This is a genomic window from Desulfobacterales bacterium (assembly GCA_034003325.1).
Classification (GTDB): domain Bacteria; phylum Desulfobacterota; class Desulfobacteria; order Desulfobacterales; family JAFDDL01; genus JAVEYW01.
On record JAVEYW010000005.1, the window covers coordinates 23,328 to 43,350 of the forward strand.

Sequence of the window (20,023 nt, forward strand, 5' to 3'; positions counted from 1 at the left end):
TGAAACAGCGGAAACAAAGGAACGCAGAATGCAGGAAGCCGTCATTGTCAGTGCCGTTCGAACGCCTATCGGCAGTTTTAATGGAAGTCTAAAAGCCATGGGTGCCACTGATTTGGGCGGGATTGTTATTGCTGAGGCCGTGAAGCGGGCGGGCATTGCAAAAGAGGTGGTCAATGAGGTGGTCATGGGGCAGGTTTTGCCGTGCGGCAGCGGGCAGAACCCGGCCAAGCAGGCAGCGGTCAAGGCCGGTATGCCGGATGCTGCCGAGTGCCTGACGGTGAATAAGGTATGCGGCTCAAGCCTTAAGGCCGTGATGCTGGCCGCTCAAGCCATTGCCGTGGGAGATGCGGACGTAGTGGTGGCCGGTGGCATGGAAAGCATGACCAATGCCCCGTATTATCTTGAGAAAGCTAGATTCGGTTATCGCATGGGCGCGGGTGCTCTTCAGGACCATATGATTCATGACGGGCTCTGGGATATTGTGAATGATTTTCACATGGGCATGAGCAATGAGTTGTGCTCGGAAAAATACAACATCTCGCGCGAGGATCAAGACCGCTTTGCCGAAGAATCCTACCGCCGGGCGGTGTTGGCGGTTGAGTCCGGCATATTTGACGAGGAAATCGTTTCGATTGAGATGGCCCGCCGAAAGGGTGAAATAAAACTGTTCAGCCGGGATGAATGCCCCAAGCCGACCAGTTATGATGCCCTGGCCGGAATGAAACCCGCCTTTAAATCAGGGGGTGTGGGTACGGCCGGAAATGCTTCGATCATCAGTGACGGCGCGGCAGCAGCTGTGGTGATGTCCCGGGCCAAGGCCGAAACGCTGGGGTGCCCCATTTTAGCCACGATCGGTGCGCAGGCATCGGCGGCGATTGAAATGAAATATGTACTGGTTGCGCCCATTTGGGCAATACCCAAATGCCTTGCAAAAGAGCGCATTCACAAAGACGATATCGATTTATACGAAATTAACGAAGCGTTCAGTGGCTCGAGCGTGGCGGTGCTTCGAGAGTTGGGCCTCGATCCGGCAAAGGTCAACGTCAACGGTGGTAGCGTTGCGCTGGGTCATCCCATTGGCGCCAGCGGGTGCCGGGTTCTGGTGAGCCTACTTCATGAAATGATTCGACGGAATAAACGCACCGGCCTTGCCTCTTTGTGTCTCGGGGGAGGGGAAGCGGTCGCGCTAATTATAAAAAGATGAAACCAAATAAATACGGGGACGGTTGAAAACAATGGATGTTAAAACATTTGGGGTAATTGGTGCCGGTCAGATGGGCAATGGGATTGCGCAGGTTGCGGCGATGAGCGGACTGGCCGTAATCATGAGCGATATCAAGCAGGAGTTTGTGGACAAAGGCATCGATACCATTGCCAAGAACCTTGGCCGCAGTGTTGCCAAGGGGAAGATGGCGGAAGCCGAAAAAAATGAAATCCTGGGACGAATCAAGCCAACCGTCGAATTGAAGGATATGGCGGACGCGGATTTCGTGGTGGAAGCCGCGACGGAAAACGAACCCGTCAAGTTTAAGATTTTCCGCGATCTAGAAGTGATTTGCGCGCCGCAGGTGATTCTCGCCTCCAACACCTCTTCGATACCCATTGGCCGGATTGCGGTTCAGACCCGTCGACCCGATAAGGTGATCGGCATGCATTTCATGAACCCTGTGCCGGTGATGAAACTGGTGGAAGTGATTCGCGGAATTGCCACGTCGGATGACACCTTTCAGACCACTTTGGATTTGGCGCTTAAATTCGGCAAAACACCGGCGTCGGCCAACGACTATCCCGGCTTTATCGCCAACCGGATTTTGCTGCCCATGATCAACGAGGCGATTTTTGCGCTTTATCACGGTGTGGGGACCAAGGAAGACATCGATACGGTGATGAAGCTGGGAATGAATCACCCCATGGGCCCGCTGGCATTGGCTGATTTGATCGGGCTTGATACTTGCCTGGCGATCATGGAAACTATCTACAACGGATTTAAGGATTCAAAATACCGGCCCTGTCCGCTGCTGGTGAAATATGTCGAAGCAGGATGGTTGGGACGCAAGACGGGAAGAGGGTTTTACGAATATAACGAATAAGCCGGTGCTGATTCGGCTTTTTTGAAAATAAGTCGTTTTTTTTAACAAGAGATCTCGTTTTTCTAAAAAAGTTGTGTTAAGGTCGCAATTCGCCTCATACGATGGGATGAATTACGGCCTTTTTTTATTTGGGCGAACCAAAGTGGATTGCCTTTTTTTTCAGATAGTTGTCTAATTACATGGCCATCGGTGGAAAGGCCCGCGATATAAAATGAGCGAACGCTCGGTTTGGTGGATATAGAAAGGAGTCAGGCAAGATGTCGTTTAAGCACAGCATTGATGGGTTACGATGCAAGGGCTGCGGCTTGTGTGTCGAGATATGCCCGAAACACGTTCTGGAATTATCCAAAAAGGTCAATATCAAGGGATATATGCCGGCCTATCAGGCGCGGCCCGAAGATTGTATCAAGTGTTCGGCTTGCTGCATCATGTGCCCGGATGTGGCCATTACCATTGAAGAAATAGAGGATGAGACTGCGGAATAACCGGAAGGAAACACTATTTATGGGCAAAGTATTGATGAAAGGAAACGAAGCGATCGCCGAGGCGGCCATTCAAGCGGGGTGTTTGAATTATTTTGCTTATCCGATCACCCCTCAATCCGAGGTGGCGGAATATCTTTCCAGGCGGCTGCCGGAAGTGGGGGGGCGCTTTTTGCAGGGAGAGAGTGAAGTGGCGGTGGGATATATGATTTTTGGCGCTTCCGCTGCCGGAGAAAGGGTGTTTACCACTTCCTCGAGCCCCGGCATCAGTTTGATGAGCGAGGCCATCAGTTATATTGCGTCGGCGCAGTTGCCGGCGGTGTTGGTCAATATTGTCCGGGGAGGTCCGGGGCTGGGTGGCATATTGCCTTCCCAGGCCGACTATTTTCAGGCAACCAAGGGCGGCGGACACGGGGACTATCGACTGATTGTCCTGGCGCCGGCGAGTGTTCAGGAAGCTGTTGACATGATGATGGTGGCTTTTCCATTGGCGGAAAAATACCGTAATCCCGTAATGCTGCTGGGTGACGGGCTGATCGGCCAGATGATGGAGCCGGTATCTTTCCCGGACGGTCCTGCCGTTGCGCCGAGCAACAAGGACGAATGGGCCACCAACGGCATGGAAACCCGAAATAGCGATAAACGAAACCTGGTCAGAACTCTTTTTCTTGAGGCAGAGGCGCTCAGTGCGCATAACGAGATGCTTCGGGATAAATATAAGCTGATTGAACAAAACGAGGTTCGGTATGAACTCTATAATATGGACGGGGATTATCGATTGCTGGTTGTGTCTTTCGGTACCATGAGCCGGGTTTGCCGGACAGCCATTGATATTCTCAAAGAGGCCGGAATTGAAGTCGGCATGCTACGTCCGAAGAGTTTGTGGCCGTTTCCAGTTCAGGCCATTCGTGAGGCTGCAAGCAAGAAAAGTTGTGTGGGGGTTGCCAGTATTGAGATGAATATGGGTCAGATGATCGAAGACGTGGATCGTAGTGTGCAGGGCCGGTGCCCGGTCAAATGGTTCGGCAAGGCAGGGGGGGATATCCCTACGCCCGAGCATGTGGTGGATTTTCTGAAGGGAATGCTCGATTAAGGCGCATTTCGGTCTCCACCGAAGGGAATAGATAAAATAAGGAGCATGATAAGATGGGCAAAGCATTTCATAGACCGCAAACCCTCACGGAAACCCCTACCCACTATTGCCCGGGCTGTACCCATGGCATAACGAACCGGCTGGTGGCGGAAGTTATCGATGAGCTGGGGATTCGAAAACGCACGGTAGGAGTTGCACCCGTGGGGTGTGCGGTATTGATGTATAATTATCTGAATTGTGATTTTCAGGAAGCGGCCCACGGCAGGGCGCCGGCCATGGCCACGGGGATCAAACGGGTGCGACCGGATTTGATGGTGTTTACCTACCAGGGCGATGGGGATTTGGCCAGTATCGGGTTGAGCGAAATTATTCATGCCGCCAACCGGGGGGAGAAATTCACCACCATTTTTATTAATAACGCCGTGTATGGCATGACCGGCGGTCAGATGGCCCCCACGAGCCTGCCCAACCAGAAAACCACCACGTCGCCATTGGGGCGCGATACTCGGGATATCGGAATGCCGCTGCGAGTGTCCGAACTGCTCGCCACCCTGCAAACACCAAGCTATATAACGCGCCAGGCTGTTTTGCGACCCAAGTACATCGTTAAGGCGAAAAAGGCCATTAAAAAGGCCTTTACCTATCAGATGGAGAATCGTTGTTTCAGCCTGGTGGAAGTTATCAGCACCTGCCCCACCAACTGGGGCCTAACACCGGTGAAAGCGCTTGCGTGGGCCGAGGAAAATTTACTGCCCTACTATCCCTTGGGTGAATTCAAAATGCCGGAATAACAGGAGGACAAACGTATGCAACAAGAAGTGATGTTCGCCGGATTCGGCGGTCAGGGGATATTGCTTATCGGCAAAATTCTGGCATCTGCTGCCATGGAGAGCGGTTATCAGGTGGCCTGGGTCCCTTCTTACGGTCCCGAGATGAGAGGAGGAACCGCCTATTGCACCGTGGTGATCAGCGACGGGGTGATCGGGTCTCCGGTCATCAAAAACCCGAGCCATTTGATCGCTATGAACCGGCCGAGTCTGGAAAAATTCATTCACACGGTCAAGCCGGGCGGCGTGGTCTTGATTAACAGCTCGATTATCGATATTGGTGCGGGCAGGGCGGATGTGGATGAGTTAAAGGTGCCCACCAATGAGATTGCAGCGGCTGCCGGCAGTCCTCAGGCCGCTAATATCGTCGCATTGGGTGCCTTTGTCGCCAGAAGTAAGATTATTGAGTTTGAAGCCATAAAAAAGGCGGTCAAAAAAGAGTTTTCGAAAAAGGTCAAATTGATTCCGATGAATATGGATGCATTGGAACGCGGCCGCGAGGTTGCATTGCAGGGGAAATAACGCGTTTATTGCGTTGTATAAAAAGGCAAGGCTAACCCGGCTGTCACCCTGGCGGCCGGACCGGGCGTATGGGAGAATCGTTATGAGTGTGCAACTGACCAAAGAGCAACTCATGATTCAGTCGATGGTTCGGGAGTTTTCCAGAAAAGTTATCGCTCAAACCGCTGCGGAGCGGGATCAAACCAAAGCCTTTCCGGCAGAAAATATTAGGCAGATGGCTGAGTTGGGGCTGATGGGAATGATGGTGCCCGCAGCATATAACGGCGAGGGCGCCGATACCGTCAGTTATGTGCTGGCCCTGTCCGAGATTGCCTATTCCTGTGCTTCCACGGCGGTTATCATGTCGGTTCATAATTCCATTGTCTGTGATAGCCTTTATCGTTACGGTACGCCCGAGCAAAAAGAGCGGTTTCTCAAACCCATGGCCAATGGCGAGATTATCGGCGCTTTTGCGCTGACGGAGCCCACTGCGGGTTCTGATCCGCTTCGGCAGGAAACAACGGCCGAGCCGGCTGGCGATATCTATGTGTTAAACGGAACGAAACGCTTCATTACCTCCGGTAAAAACGGTGGGCTGATTATTGTGACGGCCAAGACAGACCCGAACCTCGGTCATAAGGGAATCAGTGCCTTTCTAGTTCCGCAGGGGGCGCCGGGAATGAGCGTTGGCCACATGGAAGATAAAATGGGGCTTCGGGCTTCGGATACGGTGGACTTGATTTTTGATAACTGCCGCATACCCGCGGAAAACCTGCTGGGCAAAATCGGGGATGGATTTAAAATTGCCATGACCGGTTTGGACGGGGGGCGTATCGGTATTGCGGCTCAATCCGTTGGTTTGGCGCAGGCCGCTTTTGACGAGGCGGTCAAATACGCGAAGCAGCGTGAGCAATTCGGGCAGAAAATCTCCAAGTTTCAGGCGCTCAGGTTTATCCTTGCGGATATGGCCGTTGACATTGAGGCTGCCCGGCAGCTCATGTTTTTGGCGGCTGCCATGAAAGACAGGGGTGAAAACGTAACCCTTCAGGCGGCCATGGCCAAACTTTACGCATCCGAGATGGTCAACCGAATTACCGCCAAAGCGATCCAGATTCACGGTGGGTACGGTTTTACCAAGGATTATCCGGTGGAGCGGTTCTACCGGGACGCCCGGGTATTTACCATTTATGAAGGAACATCGGAAATTCAACGGGTTGTGATATCCAATCACCTATTAAAGGATAAAAGGGGATAGCGGTCAGGCGCTTATGTTGATGACGGCATCATGTAAAATCGCAGATAACCGGAGATATTTTTAGAAAATAAGCGGGATGCAAATTGTTGACAACTTGTTTATAACGCTTTTAACGTATTGATTCGATTTGTTAAATTTTTCATAGGCGCCCAGTGGCAAATTCTACAGGCCATTGGAAGGTATTGATTAGAAAATATATATAAAAAAACAATTAATTGCGATATGTTTAAACCAATGTCGTTAACGTTTCATAACGGTCATTATTAGGGCTTGACTGAGAAACGCCTTTGGCTTATCTACTTCTCGAACACGATTCGTTGAATCGTGGTTGCCCATCCAGCTCCACCAGATCCAGATAGATATAGATTTTTTTTCGGTTAATTGGCCCAACGGGATATTTCCCGCTTTCAGACACAGCATCAATAGTGTGCGCCGTTCGGGCAGAGGGCTTCTCCCCGGGCGTTCTGATCCGCTATGCAGGAGAGTGTCACGGGATAGTGCAGACAGATGGATTTCCACTAGCTCTTTTTGGTCAGTTCCTATTATGTGAAGTCGCAGACGACCCGGAAATATGATTTTGTTGATGTTTTTTGAGGCTGAAGCAGCCGCACCAGCGTGAATGGATCGACCGACGACAGTCACCGATTTCCTGCAGAATGCTCAAAATGCCAATCGGGCTTCAATACCGCAGACACCCGGATGGCCCGAACGGCGCCTTTACTTAACCCCGCTGATTATTTTTAAACCTATGGCGGGCTGAACGCCTTTGCTTCTCACCGGCGATAGACGGCATTGATCATCATCCCTCGGAAATAATTCTATAGATTCTCTTGCTGTTTCATGTTAATCGAAAAGCGAAAAAATCATTTTTAAGCGCATTGAAATTGAAGCGGAAAGCGCCGTCAACGGGCGACGAAGATGTATATCATGGTTGACTTGGGTGTTGATATCGGCGGACTTAAACTGAAAAACCCGGTGATGAGCGCCTCGGGAACATTTGGGTACGGCCGCGAGTTTGAAACGCTTGTCGATTTAAATCGATTGGGCGCCATCATTGTTAAGGGGATTTCCTTGTTGCCCGCAAAGGGGAATCCGCCGCCGCGAATCGTGGAAACCCCTTGCGGCATGTTAAATGCGATCGGTCTTGAAAATGTCGGGCTTGAAGCGTTTATACAAGAGAAGCTACCGTTTCTGAAAACCATTTTCACCCCGGTAATTGCCAATATTTACGGCCAAACAGTGGCGGCTTATGCCGAATTGGCCGAACGGCTTGATGCTCAGGATGCAGTCGCGGCAGTTGAAGTCAATATTTCATGCCCGAACGTCAAAGCGGGCGGTGTGATCTTCGGCGTTGATCCGGTTGCGGCCTATGGTGTCATTGCTGCGGTTCGGAAACAAACGAAAAAGCCTGTTATCGCCAAACTTTCTCCGAATGTGACCGATGTGACGGAAATTGCGCGCAGGGTGGAAGGTGCCGGCGCCGATGCAATTTCCCTCATTAACACGCTTACCGGCATGGCGATTGACATTTATTCGAGAAAGCCGGTGCTGGCCAACATTACGGGTGGGCTTTCCGGTCCGGCCATTAAGCCGGTAGCGCTGCGAATGGTCTGGCAGGTTGCTCAAGCGGTTAAGGTGCCGGTGATCGGCATCGGTGGCATCATGACGACCCGTGACGCCCTGGAGTTTATGATCGCGGGCGCCAGCGCGGTGCAGATCGGTACTGCGAATTTTATCAACCCTCGGGCAACGATGGAAATACTTGATGGGATCACCTCCTATCTGATACAAATGAATATAACAGCGGTAAGGGAGTTAGTCGGTACGCTCAGCGTGTAGCCATCCGGAATACCTAATTGAAAGGAGATGGGGATGAATTTCAAATCATTTAAGGATATCATAGAGTTCGCGGTTGAAAGGGAAAAGGAAGCAGAGGCCTTTTATCTGGAGGCTGCCGAGATGGAGTCTATGAGTGGTCTTAAAACGCTGCTGAAGGAGTTTGCGCTTGAAGAACGAAAACATCAGGCCATGCTTAAAGGAATCGAAAAAACGAATCTTGCCGGGTACAAATGGGAGTGGATACCGGACATCAAACGCAGTAATTATCAGGTGGATGTCCCTTACGAGAAGGGAATGTCCTATCGGGATATTCTCATTCTGGCCGGAAAGCGCGAAGAAAAAGCCCTTGCGCTGTATAATGAGCTACAGGACCGAGCGGAGTCGCCGGATGTGAAAAAGGTTTTCAAGGCCCTGTGTCAGGAGGAGGCCAAACATAAACTCAAATTCGAAACCCTGCTGGATGATTATATGGCCAAGATGGGTGATTAGCAACAGAATGTAATCATACAAAATCCCCGGTTTCCCGGGGATTTTGTATGATCTTGCCGGTTACAACCCTTGCAGGTCGCTTACCGGATTGGCTTTTAAATATTCCATACGGTTTAACCCGTTAATATAGGCCTTGGCGCTGGCGATGATAATGTCTTCATCGGAACCGCGCCCTAGGGCAAGAAGCCCATTTTCTTTCAAGCGGACAATAACTTCGCCCAGTGCATCCGTCCCCTCGGTGAGTGCGCGAATCGTAAATCGAAGCATGTCTGATTTCGCACCGGTAAGTTCCTTGATGGCGTTGAAGACGGCGTCAATGGGACCGCTGCCGAACTTCGCCCCCTTTACCGAATGCTGATTAACGCGCATTTGAACACTAGCCATGGGCATCACGGTCGTACCGCTGGTGATGTGCATGTATTCGAGTTGAAAGGCATCCGTGGTTCGCAGAATTCCTTCGGTGACGAGCGCTTCGAGATCCTCGTCCATGACATGTTTTTTCTTGTCCGCCAGATCCTTGAATTTTTTAAATACGATTTTCAGTTCCTCATCGGAAAGATCGTAGCCCATCTCCTTGAGGCGATTTCTCAGGGCATGACGCCCCGAGTGCTTGCCCAGAACCAGCCTGTTCGTGCTCAGACCAATCGTTTCCGGTTTCATGATCTCATAGGTCATGGGATTTTTGAGGACGCCGTCCTGGTGAATTCCGGACTCATGTGCAAAAGCGTTGGCACCCACGATTGCCTTGTTGGGCTGAACGATCATGCCGCTGATCATGCTCACCTGACGGCTGGTGGGATAGATCAGTTCCGTGCGAATATTGGTGCCGATCGGGAAGAAATTGGGCCGCGTGTGAAGCGCCATGACGACTTCCTCCAGGGAGGTATTGCCGGCCCGTTCTCCGATGCCGTTGATCGTTACCTCGGCCTGCCTCGCGCCGGCTTGAATGGCTGCCAGTGTATTGGCGGTGGCAAGTCCCAGATCGTTATGGCAGTGAACACTGAGCACCGCTTGATGTATATTGGGTGTGTTAGCGATGACATATTTGACCAGATTGCCGAACTCTTCGGGAATGGCGTAGCCAACCGTATCCGGCAGATTGACCGTGGTGGCGCCGGCCGCAATGGCCGCTTCAAACACGCGGCAGAGAAAATCCCGGTCCGTTCTGGAGCCGTCCTCGGCGGAAAATTCGATTTTGTCTGTGAAGGATTTGGCGTATTGGACCGACTCCACGGTGGTTTTCATCACCTCTTCACGGGTCATGTTTAGCTTATACTTCATGTGCAACTCGGAGGTGGCCAGAAAAACATGAATTCCAGGATGTGCTGCATGTTGGACTGCACCCCATACGCGATCGATGTCCTCTTTTGAGGTGCGGGCAAGGCCTAGAACGCAGGTTTTTTTGAGTTTTTTGGCAATCTGGGAGACAGCCTCGAAGTCGCCTTCGGATGCCGCCGGAAAACCGGCTTCTATGATATCTACGCCCAGTTTTTCCAGTTGGGCGGCGATTTGCAGTTTTTCCGCGGTATTCATGTTGGCGCCGGGAGATTGCTCGCCGTCTCTTAATGTCGTGTCGAAGATGATGACGCGGTCTTGGTTCATGCTATTTTGTCCTTTCGATGGGGTTGCTGATCAGCGGTGCCGACCTGTATTTGACTTTGTTTCAATATCCGGTATTCGACCTTCCATTATCGACCGCATCGTGGAAGCATCGGCCGCAAAGGAAAAAGGACTTTTCCCTTTGCGGCGTAGGACCTCTCTTTGACTTTCGTCGTGCTCATGTGGGTTTCTGCTCTTTTGTGATCGGCCTCTGCGCCGCTCATCATATCAAGCGGGCGGAAAGCCAGGGTTAACATCATTGGCCCTGCGTTTTAAGAATTTACCAACGATGGCGATTCAACTGCCGATGAGTTTTCCACAGCCAGCAAGTCTTTGGACAGCTTGTACTGAAAACTGTCTGAAAGTGCCTGCCAGCTGGCCTCGATAATGTCGGTGGAAACGCCCGTGGTGGTCCAGATATCTTCGTGATCTCTTGAATCGATAATAACCCGAACCTTGGCCGCTGTGGCGTCTCTGCCGTCGATAACCCGCACCTTGTAGTCTACCAGTCGAAGGGCATCTAACCCCAAATGTGGATAAAATTTCTTCATGACTTTTCGTAAGGCATTGTCAAGCGCGTTGACCGGCCCGTCTCCTTCGGCGGTTGTCATTTCCTTCTGGCCTTCGACCGAGACCTTGGTAATGGCATGAGCCCAGGCGTGCTCATCCCGGTCTTTTTCCATGGAGATTCGATAATTTTCCAGCGTGAACAGCGGCTTGAATTGGCCCGTCAGCTTTTGAAGCAGAATTTTAAGGGAGCCGTCTGCCACGTCAAACTGAAACCCTTCCTGCTCAAGCCGCTTTATTTCATTGACGATTTCACGACTGTCCACGCCGTTGCCTTCCAGCGAAACGCCCAGCTCGCGGGCTTTGTATTCCACATTGGTTTTGCCGGACATATCCGAAACGAGCACCCGTCGGGAGTTTCCCACGATGCCCGGCTCCATATGCTCATAAGCCTTTGGCTGCTTGACGATGGCGCTGACATGGATGCCGCCTTTATGGGCAAAGGCGCTACGGCCGACAAAGGGTCTCGAATTCAGCGGCGTCATATTGGCGGTTTCGCTGACATATCGGGATACTTTTTTTAAGGTGGCCAATTGGTCCAAGCTAACGCACGGTCGATTCATTTTACAGCATAAAATCGGAATGATAGAAGTCATGTCGGCATTTCCGCACCGCTCGCCGTATCCATTGATGGTGCCTTGAACCATGACCGCGCCGGCCCGTATCGCTGAGATCGTATTGGCGACCGCAGAAGCGCAATCATTGTGCGCGTGAATGCCGAGCCGCACCCCGGCGCCGGGTTTATGGGGTGTTTGGTGGTCGGCCAGGGCGGCATGAACCCTTTGGACGATTGTTTCGATATCATAATGCAGCGTGCCGCCGTTGGTGTCGCATAGCACCAGAAAATTCGCGCCGCTCTCAATGGCCGCGGCCAGGGTTTGCATGGCGTAGTCCGGATTTTCCTTGTACCCGTCAAAAAAGTGCTCCGCGTCATAAATGACTTCACGATCCTGATCTTTCAGGTAACGGATGCTCTCAGAGATCATTTTCAGGTTCTCTTCAAGCGTGTTGTTCATGATCGCCACATGTAAATCCCAGCTTTTTCCCACAAGGGTGACCGCTTGCGTACCGCTGGCGATCAGTGCTTGGAGGTTTTCGTCCTGTGCGGGGGTGATACCCGGTCTTCGGGTCGCGCCAAAGGCGGTGATGCGGGCTTGGGAAAAAGCGGTTTTTCGCGCCAGTTCAAAGAATTGCATGTCCCGGGGGTTGGAACCCGGCCAGCCGCCTTCTATATAATGAATCCCCAATTCATCCAGTCGCTTAGCGATATTGATTTTTTCCTGAGCGGAAAAGTTGATGCTTTCTCCCTGAGTGCCGTCTCTCAAGGTGGTATCGTACAGAAAAATCGGTTCCATTGCTTTCTCCCGATGTTGATTTCCCGATCAGGCCAATAGGCCGGGTCGGACTTGCCGTGAAAAAAAAACCGTTATCAACTGAGGGGCTGATAACGGTTTTGGTCTTGTTCGGTCGGTATTAATTTTAAGCCATTATCAACCCGTTTCCCCGCAGCAAATAAGATCCTTTGCCGCGAGGTAACTAATAAGGTTAAGCAGATTAATAATGACGATGGCTTTTTTCATCCCATTTTTCCAAAGTAATTAATTTTTTGATCAATACCACGTAAAGCGATAATGTCAAGTTGTTTTTAATGAATACGTCCGCCGGCGAGAAGATGGACATTTGTTCGGTAAAACGATATAGACCAATCGCTGCACAGGAATGGGGTAACGCTGAAATTTGCGGGAGTGTCATGACGGATTGGGACAACATTGATGCGGGTGAGATTGCAAAGTTCGAATCGATGGCGGCGTACTGGTGGGATACGAACGGCGTTCTTAAATCCCTGCACGATATTAACCCGCTTAGATTGAAATACATCGATGATCGCTCACCGTTATACGCAAAACGCGTCTTGGATGTCGGTTGCGGCGGCGGCATTCTGGCTGAAGCCATGGCCCGGAAGGGAGCGCGGGTAAAGGGTATTGACATGGCCGAGGGCCCGCTTCAAGCGGCCCGCGATCATGCCGCATGGGGTGGTTTCGAAATTGGCTACCGGCAATCAACGGCTGAAGCCTTTTCCCGGAAGCATGCGAATGAATTTGATATCGTTACCTGTTTTGAACTGCTGGAGCATGTGGAGAATCCGACTTCCATTGTGGCCGCCTGTGCTCGGTTGGTGAGACCGGGCGGGGATGTGTTTTTTGCCACGCTGGATCGGAATCTCATTGCCGGGCTGTTTGCTATCATTGGCGCGGAATATGTGCTGCGGTTGATTGCCAGGGGAACCCATCAATATAGAAGGTTTGTGAAGGCCACCGAACTTAAGCACCTGGCCGGGGAGGCGGGACTAACATGCCGGAATTTGACCTGGATGAATTATAACCCCTTTACAAAACGTTATTTTCTCGGCAAAACGGGCCGGGTGAACTATCTTATCCATTTTACGAAATCATTCTGAGCCAGTTTCAAAACGCCCCATTTCGGCCGACCTCTGCGTTGCGCTCAAATTTCAATCCTCAAAAATACTTCATGTATTCCTCCGGTTGAAATTTTCGCGCGCCTTGACCTCGACCGAACTGGAACGTTTTGAAAATGGCTCATTCTGAATTCAAAATGTTAGCTATCTTTGGATAAAAGCTCGGCAAGTGCCTTGCCTGAGGCATAGGCTTCCTGCAGAAATTCCGGGTAGCGGTTGATTTCCCCTTCTGAATCGATGCCGCGATAGGTGAGTGCACGCCAAAGCTCCATATCCAGGGTGTCGAAGAAATATTTCATGGACAAAACAAGACCATCGAAGAGTTTTTTCCCCTTGGTGGCGCCAAGGCTGATGACGAGCCCTTTTCTTTTAAATTTCCGTTGGCTATAAGGCATTTCATCAATCCAGTATTTCCTTACCCATTGGGACTGGAATCGATCCATCATGGCCTTGGTGTGCGCACTGACGGAATAGAAAAAAACCGGCGAGGCGATCATCAGGCCTTTGGCCGAAATAATCTTATCGCGCAAGGCTTGAAAGTCATCTTTGATGGCGCATTCCCCCTCTTTTTTACAGGCATAAATTTCAAGGCAGGGGGAGATCTTAAGATCCCGCAGCACCACTTCTTCAACGGATGCGCCGGCATCCCTGGCGCCCAGGACGGCTTGTTTCAATAAAGCCGCTGTGTTTCCTTTTCGGCGCGGGCTTCCATAAACGGCAACGAGCAACGGGGGCATCGATTTTTCCTCAAGTTTCAGATCATTTTTCCGATAACGCAATCGACCGTATGGCCGCTTTTGTTACTTTGTTGTTATTTTCTCAAATTCCGTGCAAACGTTCAAGAAGATTTTCCCACTTGTTTTGTTGAGGCTTGACAAAGCTTGCTGAATATTGGAAAAATCCGCAATTGGAAGCGTGAACGCTGTAACGCGGCGCTGTTGTGACAGGGCGTATCTTGGGGATTGATTGAATCCGCGGATTTCGGAAGTACCGATCAAAACGCTTCGTCATGCGGATATAGATAGGGCAGCCGAATAGAAGGGGTGTTTACCGGGTCAACGTGCGTGATGGAGATTCCCTCATAGGCTTTGATGCCATAATTTCAGATGTTTTTAATGTGATAAGATATATGAGGTGTAAATGTCCCCGGAAGCCGGACGTCGCAGAAAGAGGACGGGACAATTGATCAATGGAGATCAGGGCAAAATCCTTTTTGTGGATGATGAAGAGAGTATTCTTGAAATCGCCAGGGAGTATTTTGAACAGAAAGGGTACCCCGTCATAACCGCCGGCAACGGCTTTGAGGCGGTAAACATCCTTGATCATGAAAAAATCGCCTGCTGTTTTACGGATATCAATATGCCCGAGATGGACGGACTGGAACTGGCCGAACGTATTCGGGCTGTGGATAACACCATTCCGGTTGTTGTCATGACGGGTTATCCCTCGCTGGACAACACCATTCGAACACTTAGAAACGGCGTGGTTGATTTCCTGGTTAAGCCGGTCAGTCTGAATCAAATGGAGCTCTGTCTGCGACGGGTGCTCAGGGAGCGCCGGTTGTTCGTGGAAAACCTAATCCTGAAAAAAGAGGTGGAAGGAAAAGAACGGCTCGAAAAGCTGAATCAGGAGTTGCTCTATAAAGTTGAGGGACTCAACATTTTGAATAAGATACTCAGTGATCTTGCTGTTGTGGGTTCCAACCAGGAGGTGTTCAGCCGGGTTGTCGATATGACATTGGAAATTACACGCGCGGATGAAGCCCGGTTCTACGTAATCAATTGGGCTTTAAATACCCCGGTTGAGGTGGCGGCCGCTTTTTCGCCTCGCAGGCGCAAAGATGGCGGCGTGGGTTTAAGCGAGTTCCCCGGTAATGAGTTGAATTTGTCTCCGGGGACTGACGAAAAAAACGAACTCTCTCAACTAATCGTGGAGATTGCCGCAGATGAGATTCCCCTTCTGATCTCTGAGAATACGGGCGCGCGCGGGTTGCCCGCCGACATCCGCTCCTTTATGATCGTGCCGCTTAAGATCCGAGAAAAAATATTTGGTGTTCTGACTGCCGCCATCACCCACAGGGCGCGCCGGTTCACCGAGAAGGAACTCTATTACCTTTCTTTTTTGACGCAGAATGCGGCTCACAGTATCGAAAATATAGCGCTGTATGAGAATATTTATAGCAATTTATTTGCCACGCTGTACGCCTTTGTAAAGGCCATTGAGGTTCGCGATCCATACACCAAGCAGCACTCTACACGGGTGACGGAGATTTCCCTTCGTCTGGGAAAAGCCATGGAATGCAGCCCCGAGGAGCTGGACATTCTGAAATTTGCTTGTCCGCTGCATGATATCGGAAAAATCGGCATTCGGGATGCCATTCTGCTGAAGCCGGGCCGGTTAACGCGCGATGAGTATCAGAAGATCAAGGAGCATCCTTTGCTCGGCGCGGATATCGTCGGTAGATTGGGTATGTGGGGTCGGGAACAGCAGATTATTCGATACCATCACGAACGCTATGACGGTACCGGATATCCGGAGGGGCTTCGCGGTGATACGATTCCGCTGCTTTCCCGAATTCTTTCTGTTGCAGATGCGTATGATGCCATGGCATCGGACCGCGCTTACCGCCAAAAAATGGATCCCGAGCAAATTTTGCGGATTATTGAAAGCGGTGCCGGCACTCAATTTGACCCGAAGGTAGTTTCGACTTTTTTGTTGCTTCATCATCATGGGAAATTGGAGGATATCACCGGTGAATCGGATTTATAACGCCGGCTGTATGTTGGGACATGCCGTTACCGGTCTTTCACGACAGGTTGCCCTCCTATTGATTAAATGAAAACATTCTTAAGGATTTACAGAACAAACGCTGAATGATATAGACGCGAACAGCGCTTGAGCGCATCTTGTTTGTTATTTTTCTTGTGAACTGAATTGATAGCGGCTGCTCGCCATCGCACACTGTGCCATGGGCGAGAAGGCAATTGCCGGGGATGGATATGGCGGATACCGTTAGACGTGAGCGAAGAGAATACGTCCGGGCAATGATTTCCACCAAAGCGAGAATCACGCGCGTTGACCCGTCCCGGGTGGGTGCTGTACCGGGGCTTGCCGCGGTTCTGCCCGATGAAAGCGTGGTGCGCCCCGGGAAAAAGGGCGAGGATTCATCGGCTGCCTCACCACCTGCCTGGGCGACTCAAATCGCCCGATATCTTCTCAGAATTGATGAGAAGCTCGATCGGATTATTGAAAAACTGGGGTGTCAAGCGCCGGAAGCGTTGGGCCCGGCCATTGTCGATACCGTCAATATCAGCGGCTCCGGAATCGTTCTTGTTCTTTCCGAGGCGGTTGAGATCGGCCAGATACTGGAAATTTCGATGAATTTGCCAGGCTTTCCGTTGGGCGTTTTTGAAGCCTATGGTGAGGTGGTTCGGGTTGAAGATAGAAAGGGTAAGGATAAAGGATTGTTTGACGTGGCCCTCAAGTTTCTTTATATTGGCGAGACAGATCGCGAACAACTTATCGCCTGCTCATTTGCGGCGCAACGGAAAGCCATTCGACAAGTTTGCGACCTCGACTGACGTGAATTAACGCCACAAGCCTTTTTTTGCTTAACATGACTGGAATTCGAGAGAGGAGTCGGAAATGATACCCGTGGCGGAAATGAACAAGCGAAGGAGAGTCAGGGTCGATTTTGCGACGCGAATCCTAATAGACTTTGATCACTCCGGAATTCAGCTGACAGGAGACTCCAGAAACCTCAGCACGAAGGGGATTTACATTTCGACGACGGAGAATGTGCCGTTAAATGCAACGTGCCGTGTTCAGGTGTTTCTGACGGGAACCATCGCGCCCCATTCGCTCACCATGGCAGGTACTGTCGTTCGTAAAGAGTCCGAAGGGGTCGCTATCCTTTTTAATTCAATTGAATTAGATAGTTATATAGAGTTGAAACATATTGTTCGTTATAATACAGAAAATCCCGATGAAGTGGTTTGAAACGGCCTGCGTTTCCAAACCGTTGAACGGTATTTCAGCGTGCCACCGGCCCGCGAGGAATCCGCTGCGGATCGAGTCGAGTTTGATGCGGATATAAAGGAGAATGTCCAATGGATGCTGGTCTGATCAATCCGTTTATTAACGCCACGTTGAACGTTCTTGAGACCATGGCTTTTATTAAAGCACAGGCCGGAAAGCCTTTCTTGAAAAAAGATGATATCGCCAGAGGGGATGTCAGCGGTATTATCGGTATTACGGGTGAGGCGCATGGAACCATGGCGGTAACATTTGATGAAGGCGGAATCCTGAAGGTTGTCTCCAACATGTTTGGAGAAGAAATGACGGAGCTAAACGCTGAGGTGGCTGATGCGGTCGGCGAGTTGACGAATATGATATCCGGCCAGGCCAGAAGAGAGTTGGAAGAAAAGGGGCGAATGTTTGATGCCGCCATTCCTTCCGTGGTTACCGGGAAGGGCCATCGGATTGTTCATATTACACAAGGGCCCAAAATCGCGATTCCTTTTAAGGTTGAGGGTGGGTCTTTTACCATCGAAATTTGTCTGGATGTCGCATAATACACCGTGCCTCCCGGTCGGGTTATTGCCGGTGCATGTTGATAGGATAGAAATAAGATTCGGAGCTGTGGCTCCAACAGTGAAGGGGAGGACCCATCTATGGATTTGTCCATGAAAGTTCTTATTGTGGACGATTTTGCAACAATGCGTCGAATTATGAAGAACATATTGAAACAGATTGGTTTTACGAACATCATCGAGGCGGATGACGGCACGTCGGCGATAGAGGAGCTTAAGAAAACCTCCGTGGATCTGATTATTTCAGACTGGAACATGCCGAAGATGACCGGTCTTGAATTGCTCAAAACGGTTCGAAGCATGGATGGACTAAAAGACCTTCCTTTTCTAATGGTGACGGCCGAAGCGCAAAAACAAAATGTAATTGATGCCGTACAGGCCGGAGTTTCCAATTATGTGGTCAAACCCTTTACAGCAGAGGCTATCTCTGAAAAATTAAAGAAAATTTTTGGGTAAACCGATTTCTTGAACGGAATACCGGCTGCACCTTTCCGTTGTTCCGTGCTACCTTTTTATCTGCAGATACCCGAAGGAAGACATGCCTAATATTCTTGTCGTTGCGGATGCCGATACGGTTGCGCTTATAAAAGGGGTCTTCAGCGAAGAATCTCATCATGTGGTGGGCATTCGGGAAAAAGACCGTGCCATCGGCTTGCTGGATGATGATGCGTTCGATGTGGTTATAACGGATTGTTTAGATTTTTCCGGCGCTGGATCGTTCGGCCCTTCCTTGTTGGATGATTTGGTTTCGAATCATCCTGACATTCCTTGTATTGTTTATGCAAAAGACGTTTCTGTCAGGCATTCCGTGGAAGCAATAAAACGGGGTGCTTTTGATTATCTTACTACGCTAGACCCCCGGGAGGCGATTCGGTCGGTTGTTGATAAGGCGACTTCTCGCAGCGGCGTCGCGGGGTTGCGGCGTCGAAAGGAAGATCAAACACCCGGCTATCGGTTCGGTGAATTGGTCGGTGAGAGCCCGGAGATGCAAAAGGTATTTAAGACCATTGATAAAGTGGCAAAATCCGAAAGTACCGTTCTGATCACCGGAGAAAGCGGCACCGGTAAGGAATTGATTGCCCGGGCCATTCACTACAATAGCCATCGGCAACACAAGCCGCTGATTGTCATCAATTGCGGGGCGATTCCGGGCGAGTTGCTGGAGAGCGAATTATTCGGTCATGAAAAGGGCTCCTTTACCGGTGCGCACCGAATTCGTATCGGACGGTTTGAACTGGCCAATGGCGGCACTATATTCCTTGATGAAATCGGGGATATGAGCCCGGATTTACAGGTGAAGTTGCTGCGGGTGTTGCAGGAACAGACCTTTGAGCGGGTCGGCAGTACCAAAACCATACAGGTGAATATTCGCGTTTTGGCGGCCACGAACAAGGATCTGCTCAGTTCCATTGATGAAAAGAAATTCAGGGAAGATCTTTACTATCGCCTCAATGTCATTCCGATAAAGGTGCCGCCGCTTCGCAGCAGAAAGAGTGACATTCCCCTTTTGATCAATTTTTTTCTCGCTCGGCTCGGGGGACGGCGTCGATATGATAAGAAACGGGTGAAACAGTTTTCAGAACAAGTCCTCGAGGCCATGATGAAATATGACTGGCCGGGAAATGTCCGAGAATTGGAAAACCTCATGGAGCGACTTTCCGTGCTGGTTGAAGGCGATATGGTCGAGTTTTCCGATCTGCCGGAAAGTATTCGGGGGGCTCAGACTTGCCTGTTCCCCTCGCTGACTTCCACGCTGGAAAGCGGGTTGGGGTTTAATGAGGCCGTTGATGAATATCAGCGAGGGCTCATCCTTCAAGCATTAAACCACACCCATTGGGTGAAGGCCAAGGCTGCAGAGCTGCTGAAAATCAATCGCACCACCTTGGTTGAAAAGATTAAAAAGATGAAGATCGAACCGCCCGATATCAGCCAATTCCCTCAGTGGTAAAGTAGCATCCACTCATTGTCAATTGTTTGACGATATGCGTCGGAATGGGGCGTTATATCAGCGAACCATCTGCGCCTGCTTCTTTCCCCGTTATGCGACAGCTTTTTTAAAAGCTATGAATTTAATAAGTTAAACCTTAAGTGAGCCGGATGAAAACTTTCGGTTCCCGGTATTTATTGGGCTTTAACGTTTTGGCCTGCAGTTTGCATACCTGCAGTTTGCATATTGGCTCCATGCATATCAACCATCATGGTCTCTGGCATGA

At 50.5% G+C, this 20,023-nt stretch carries 19 protein-coding genes; 16 read left to right on the top strand and 3 right to left on the bottom strand.

Features of this window, described 5'->3' with window-relative positions; translation table 11 throughout:
• Window positions 1-28 precede the first annotated feature (28 nt).
• The 9 genes from RBT11_06360 (at window position 29) to RBT11_06400 (ending at window position 8,576) form a co-directional block, all read left to right on the top strand.
• On the top strand, window positions 29-1,204 hold the full coding sequence (locus RBT11_06360; GenBank protein ID MDX9786376.1) for an acetyl-CoA C-acetyltransferase: 1,176 nt from the start codon (window positions 29-31) through the stop codon (window positions 1,202-1,204).
• A gap of 31 nt (window positions 1,205-1,235) precedes the next feature.
• Entirely contained in the window at window positions 1,236-2,090 is an 855-nt protein-coding gene (locus RBT11_06365; protein ID MDX9786377.1) for a 3-hydroxybutyryl-CoA dehydrogenase, read from the top strand.
• Window positions 2,091-2,347: 257 nt separating this feature from the next.
• Complete coding sequence (locus tag RBT11_06370) at window positions 2,348-2,575, top strand: ferredoxin family protein (GenBank protein ID MDX9786378.1); 228 nt, start codon at window positions 2,348-2,350, stop codon at window positions 2,573-2,575.
• 19 nt (window positions 2,576-2,594) lie between these two features.
• Window positions 2,595-3,665, top strand: a complete 1,071-nt coding sequence (vorB, locus tag RBT11_06375; protein ID MDX9786379.1) for a 3-methyl-2-oxobutanoate dehydrogenase subunit VorB — start codon at window positions 2,595-2,597, stop codon at window positions 3,663-3,665.
• Between the two features lie 53 nt (window positions 3,666-3,718).
• On the top strand, window positions 3,719-4,456 hold the full coding sequence (locus RBT11_06380; protein ID MDX9786380.1) for a thiamine pyrophosphate-dependent enzyme: 738 nt from the start codon (window positions 3,719-3,721) through the stop codon (window positions 4,454-4,456).
• Between the two features lie 15 nt (window positions 4,457-4,471).
• Window positions 4,472-5,014: a 2-oxoacid:acceptor oxidoreductase family protein gene (locus tag RBT11_06385; GenBank protein MDX9786381.1), complete on the top strand. Its 543-nt coding sequence runs from the start codon at window positions 4,472-4,474 to the stop codon at window positions 5,012-5,014.
• Between the two features lie 82 nt (window positions 5,015-5,096).
• Entirely contained in the window at window positions 5,097-6,248 is a 1,152-nt protein-coding gene (locus RBT11_06390) for an acyl-CoA dehydrogenase family protein (protein MDX9786382.1), read from the top strand.
• A 918-nt stretch (window positions 6,249-7,166) separates the two neighbouring features.
• Window positions 7,167-8,087, top strand: coding sequence for a dihydroorotate dehydrogenase (locus RBT11_06395; GenBank protein ID MDX9786383.1), 921 nt, complete (start codon window positions 7,167-7,169; stop codon window positions 8,085-8,087).
• A 33-nt stretch (window positions 8,088-8,120) separates the two neighbouring features.
• Window positions 8,121-8,576, top strand: coding sequence for a ferritin family protein (locus tag RBT11_06400; protein MDX9786384.1), 456 nt, complete (start codon window positions 8,121-8,123; stop codon window positions 8,574-8,576).
• 60 nt (window positions 8,577-8,636) lie between these two features.
• On the opposite strand, the gene RBT11_06405 is transcribed toward RBT11_06400, so the two are convergent.
• On the bottom strand, window positions 8,637-10,178 hold the full coding sequence (locus RBT11_06405) for a 2-isopropylmalate synthase (GenBank protein ID MDX9786385.1): 1,542 nt from the start codon (window positions 10,176-10,178) through the stop codon (window positions 8,637-8,639).
• A gap of 269 nt (window positions 10,179-10,447) precedes the next feature.
• Entirely contained in the window at window positions 10,448-12,097 is a 1,650-nt protein-coding gene (gene cimA / locus RBT11_06410; protein MDX9786386.1) for a citramalate synthase, read from the bottom strand.
• Window positions 12,098-12,492: 395 nt separating this feature from the next.
• Here cimA and ubiG point away from each other — a divergent pair, with 395 nt between their 5' ends.
• Window positions 12,493-13,200 (top strand): bifunctional 2-polyprenyl-6-hydroxyphenol methylase/3-demethylubiquinol 3-O-methyltransferase UbiG, encoded by a 708-nt coding sequence (ubiG, locus tag RBT11_06415; GenBank protein MDX9786387.1) that lies wholly within the window; start codon window positions 12,493-12,495, stop codon window positions 13,198-13,200.
• Between the two features lie 158 nt (window positions 13,201-13,358).
• Here the strand turns inward: ubiG and RBT11_06420 are convergent, their stop codons facing one another.
• A complete protein-coding gene (locus RBT11_06420) occupies window positions 13,359-13,955 on the bottom strand; it encodes a flavodoxin family protein (protein ID MDX9786388.1) in 597 nt (198 codons plus the stop codon).
• A gap of 403 nt (window positions 13,956-14,358) precedes the next feature.
• On the opposite strand from RBT11_06420, the gene RBT11_06425 reads away from it, so the two are divergent.
• From RBT11_06425 to RBT11_06450, 6 genes are all read left to right on the top strand, one after another.
• A complete protein-coding gene (locus RBT11_06425) occupies window positions 14,359-15,987 on the top strand; it encodes a response regulator (GenBank protein MDX9786389.1) in 1,629 nt (542 codons plus the stop codon).
• Between the two features lie 230 nt (window positions 15,988-16,217).
• Window positions 16,218-16,799 (top strand): PilZ domain-containing protein, encoded by a 582-nt coding sequence (locus RBT11_06430; protein MDX9786390.1) that lies wholly within the window; start codon window positions 16,218-16,220, stop codon window positions 16,797-16,799.
• 64 nt (window positions 16,800-16,863) lie between these two features.
• Complete coding sequence (locus tag RBT11_06435) at window positions 16,864-17,217, top strand: PilZ domain-containing protein (GenBank protein MDX9786391.1); 354 nt, start codon at window positions 16,864-16,866, stop codon at window positions 17,215-17,217.
• A gap of 110 nt (window positions 17,218-17,327) precedes the next feature.
• Window positions 17,328-17,792 carry a chemotaxis protein CheX gene (locus RBT11_06440; GenBank protein ID MDX9786392.1) on the top strand — a complete coding sequence of 155 codons (465 nt, stop codon included), beginning with the start codon at window positions 17,328-17,330 and terminating at the stop codon, window positions 17,790-17,792.
• A gap of 99 nt (window positions 17,793-17,891) precedes the next feature.
• Window positions 17,892-18,266, top strand: a complete 375-nt coding sequence (locus RBT11_06445; protein ID MDX9786393.1) for a chemotaxis response regulator CheY — start codon at window positions 17,892-17,894, stop codon at window positions 18,264-18,266.
• An 82-nt stretch (window positions 18,267-18,348) separates the two neighbouring features.
• Complete coding sequence (locus tag RBT11_06450; protein ID MDX9786394.1) at window positions 18,349-19,758, top strand: sigma-54 dependent transcriptional regulator; 1,410 nt, start codon at window positions 18,349-18,351, stop codon at window positions 19,756-19,758.
• The last annotated feature ends 265 nt before the right edge of the window (window positions 19,759-20,023 follow it).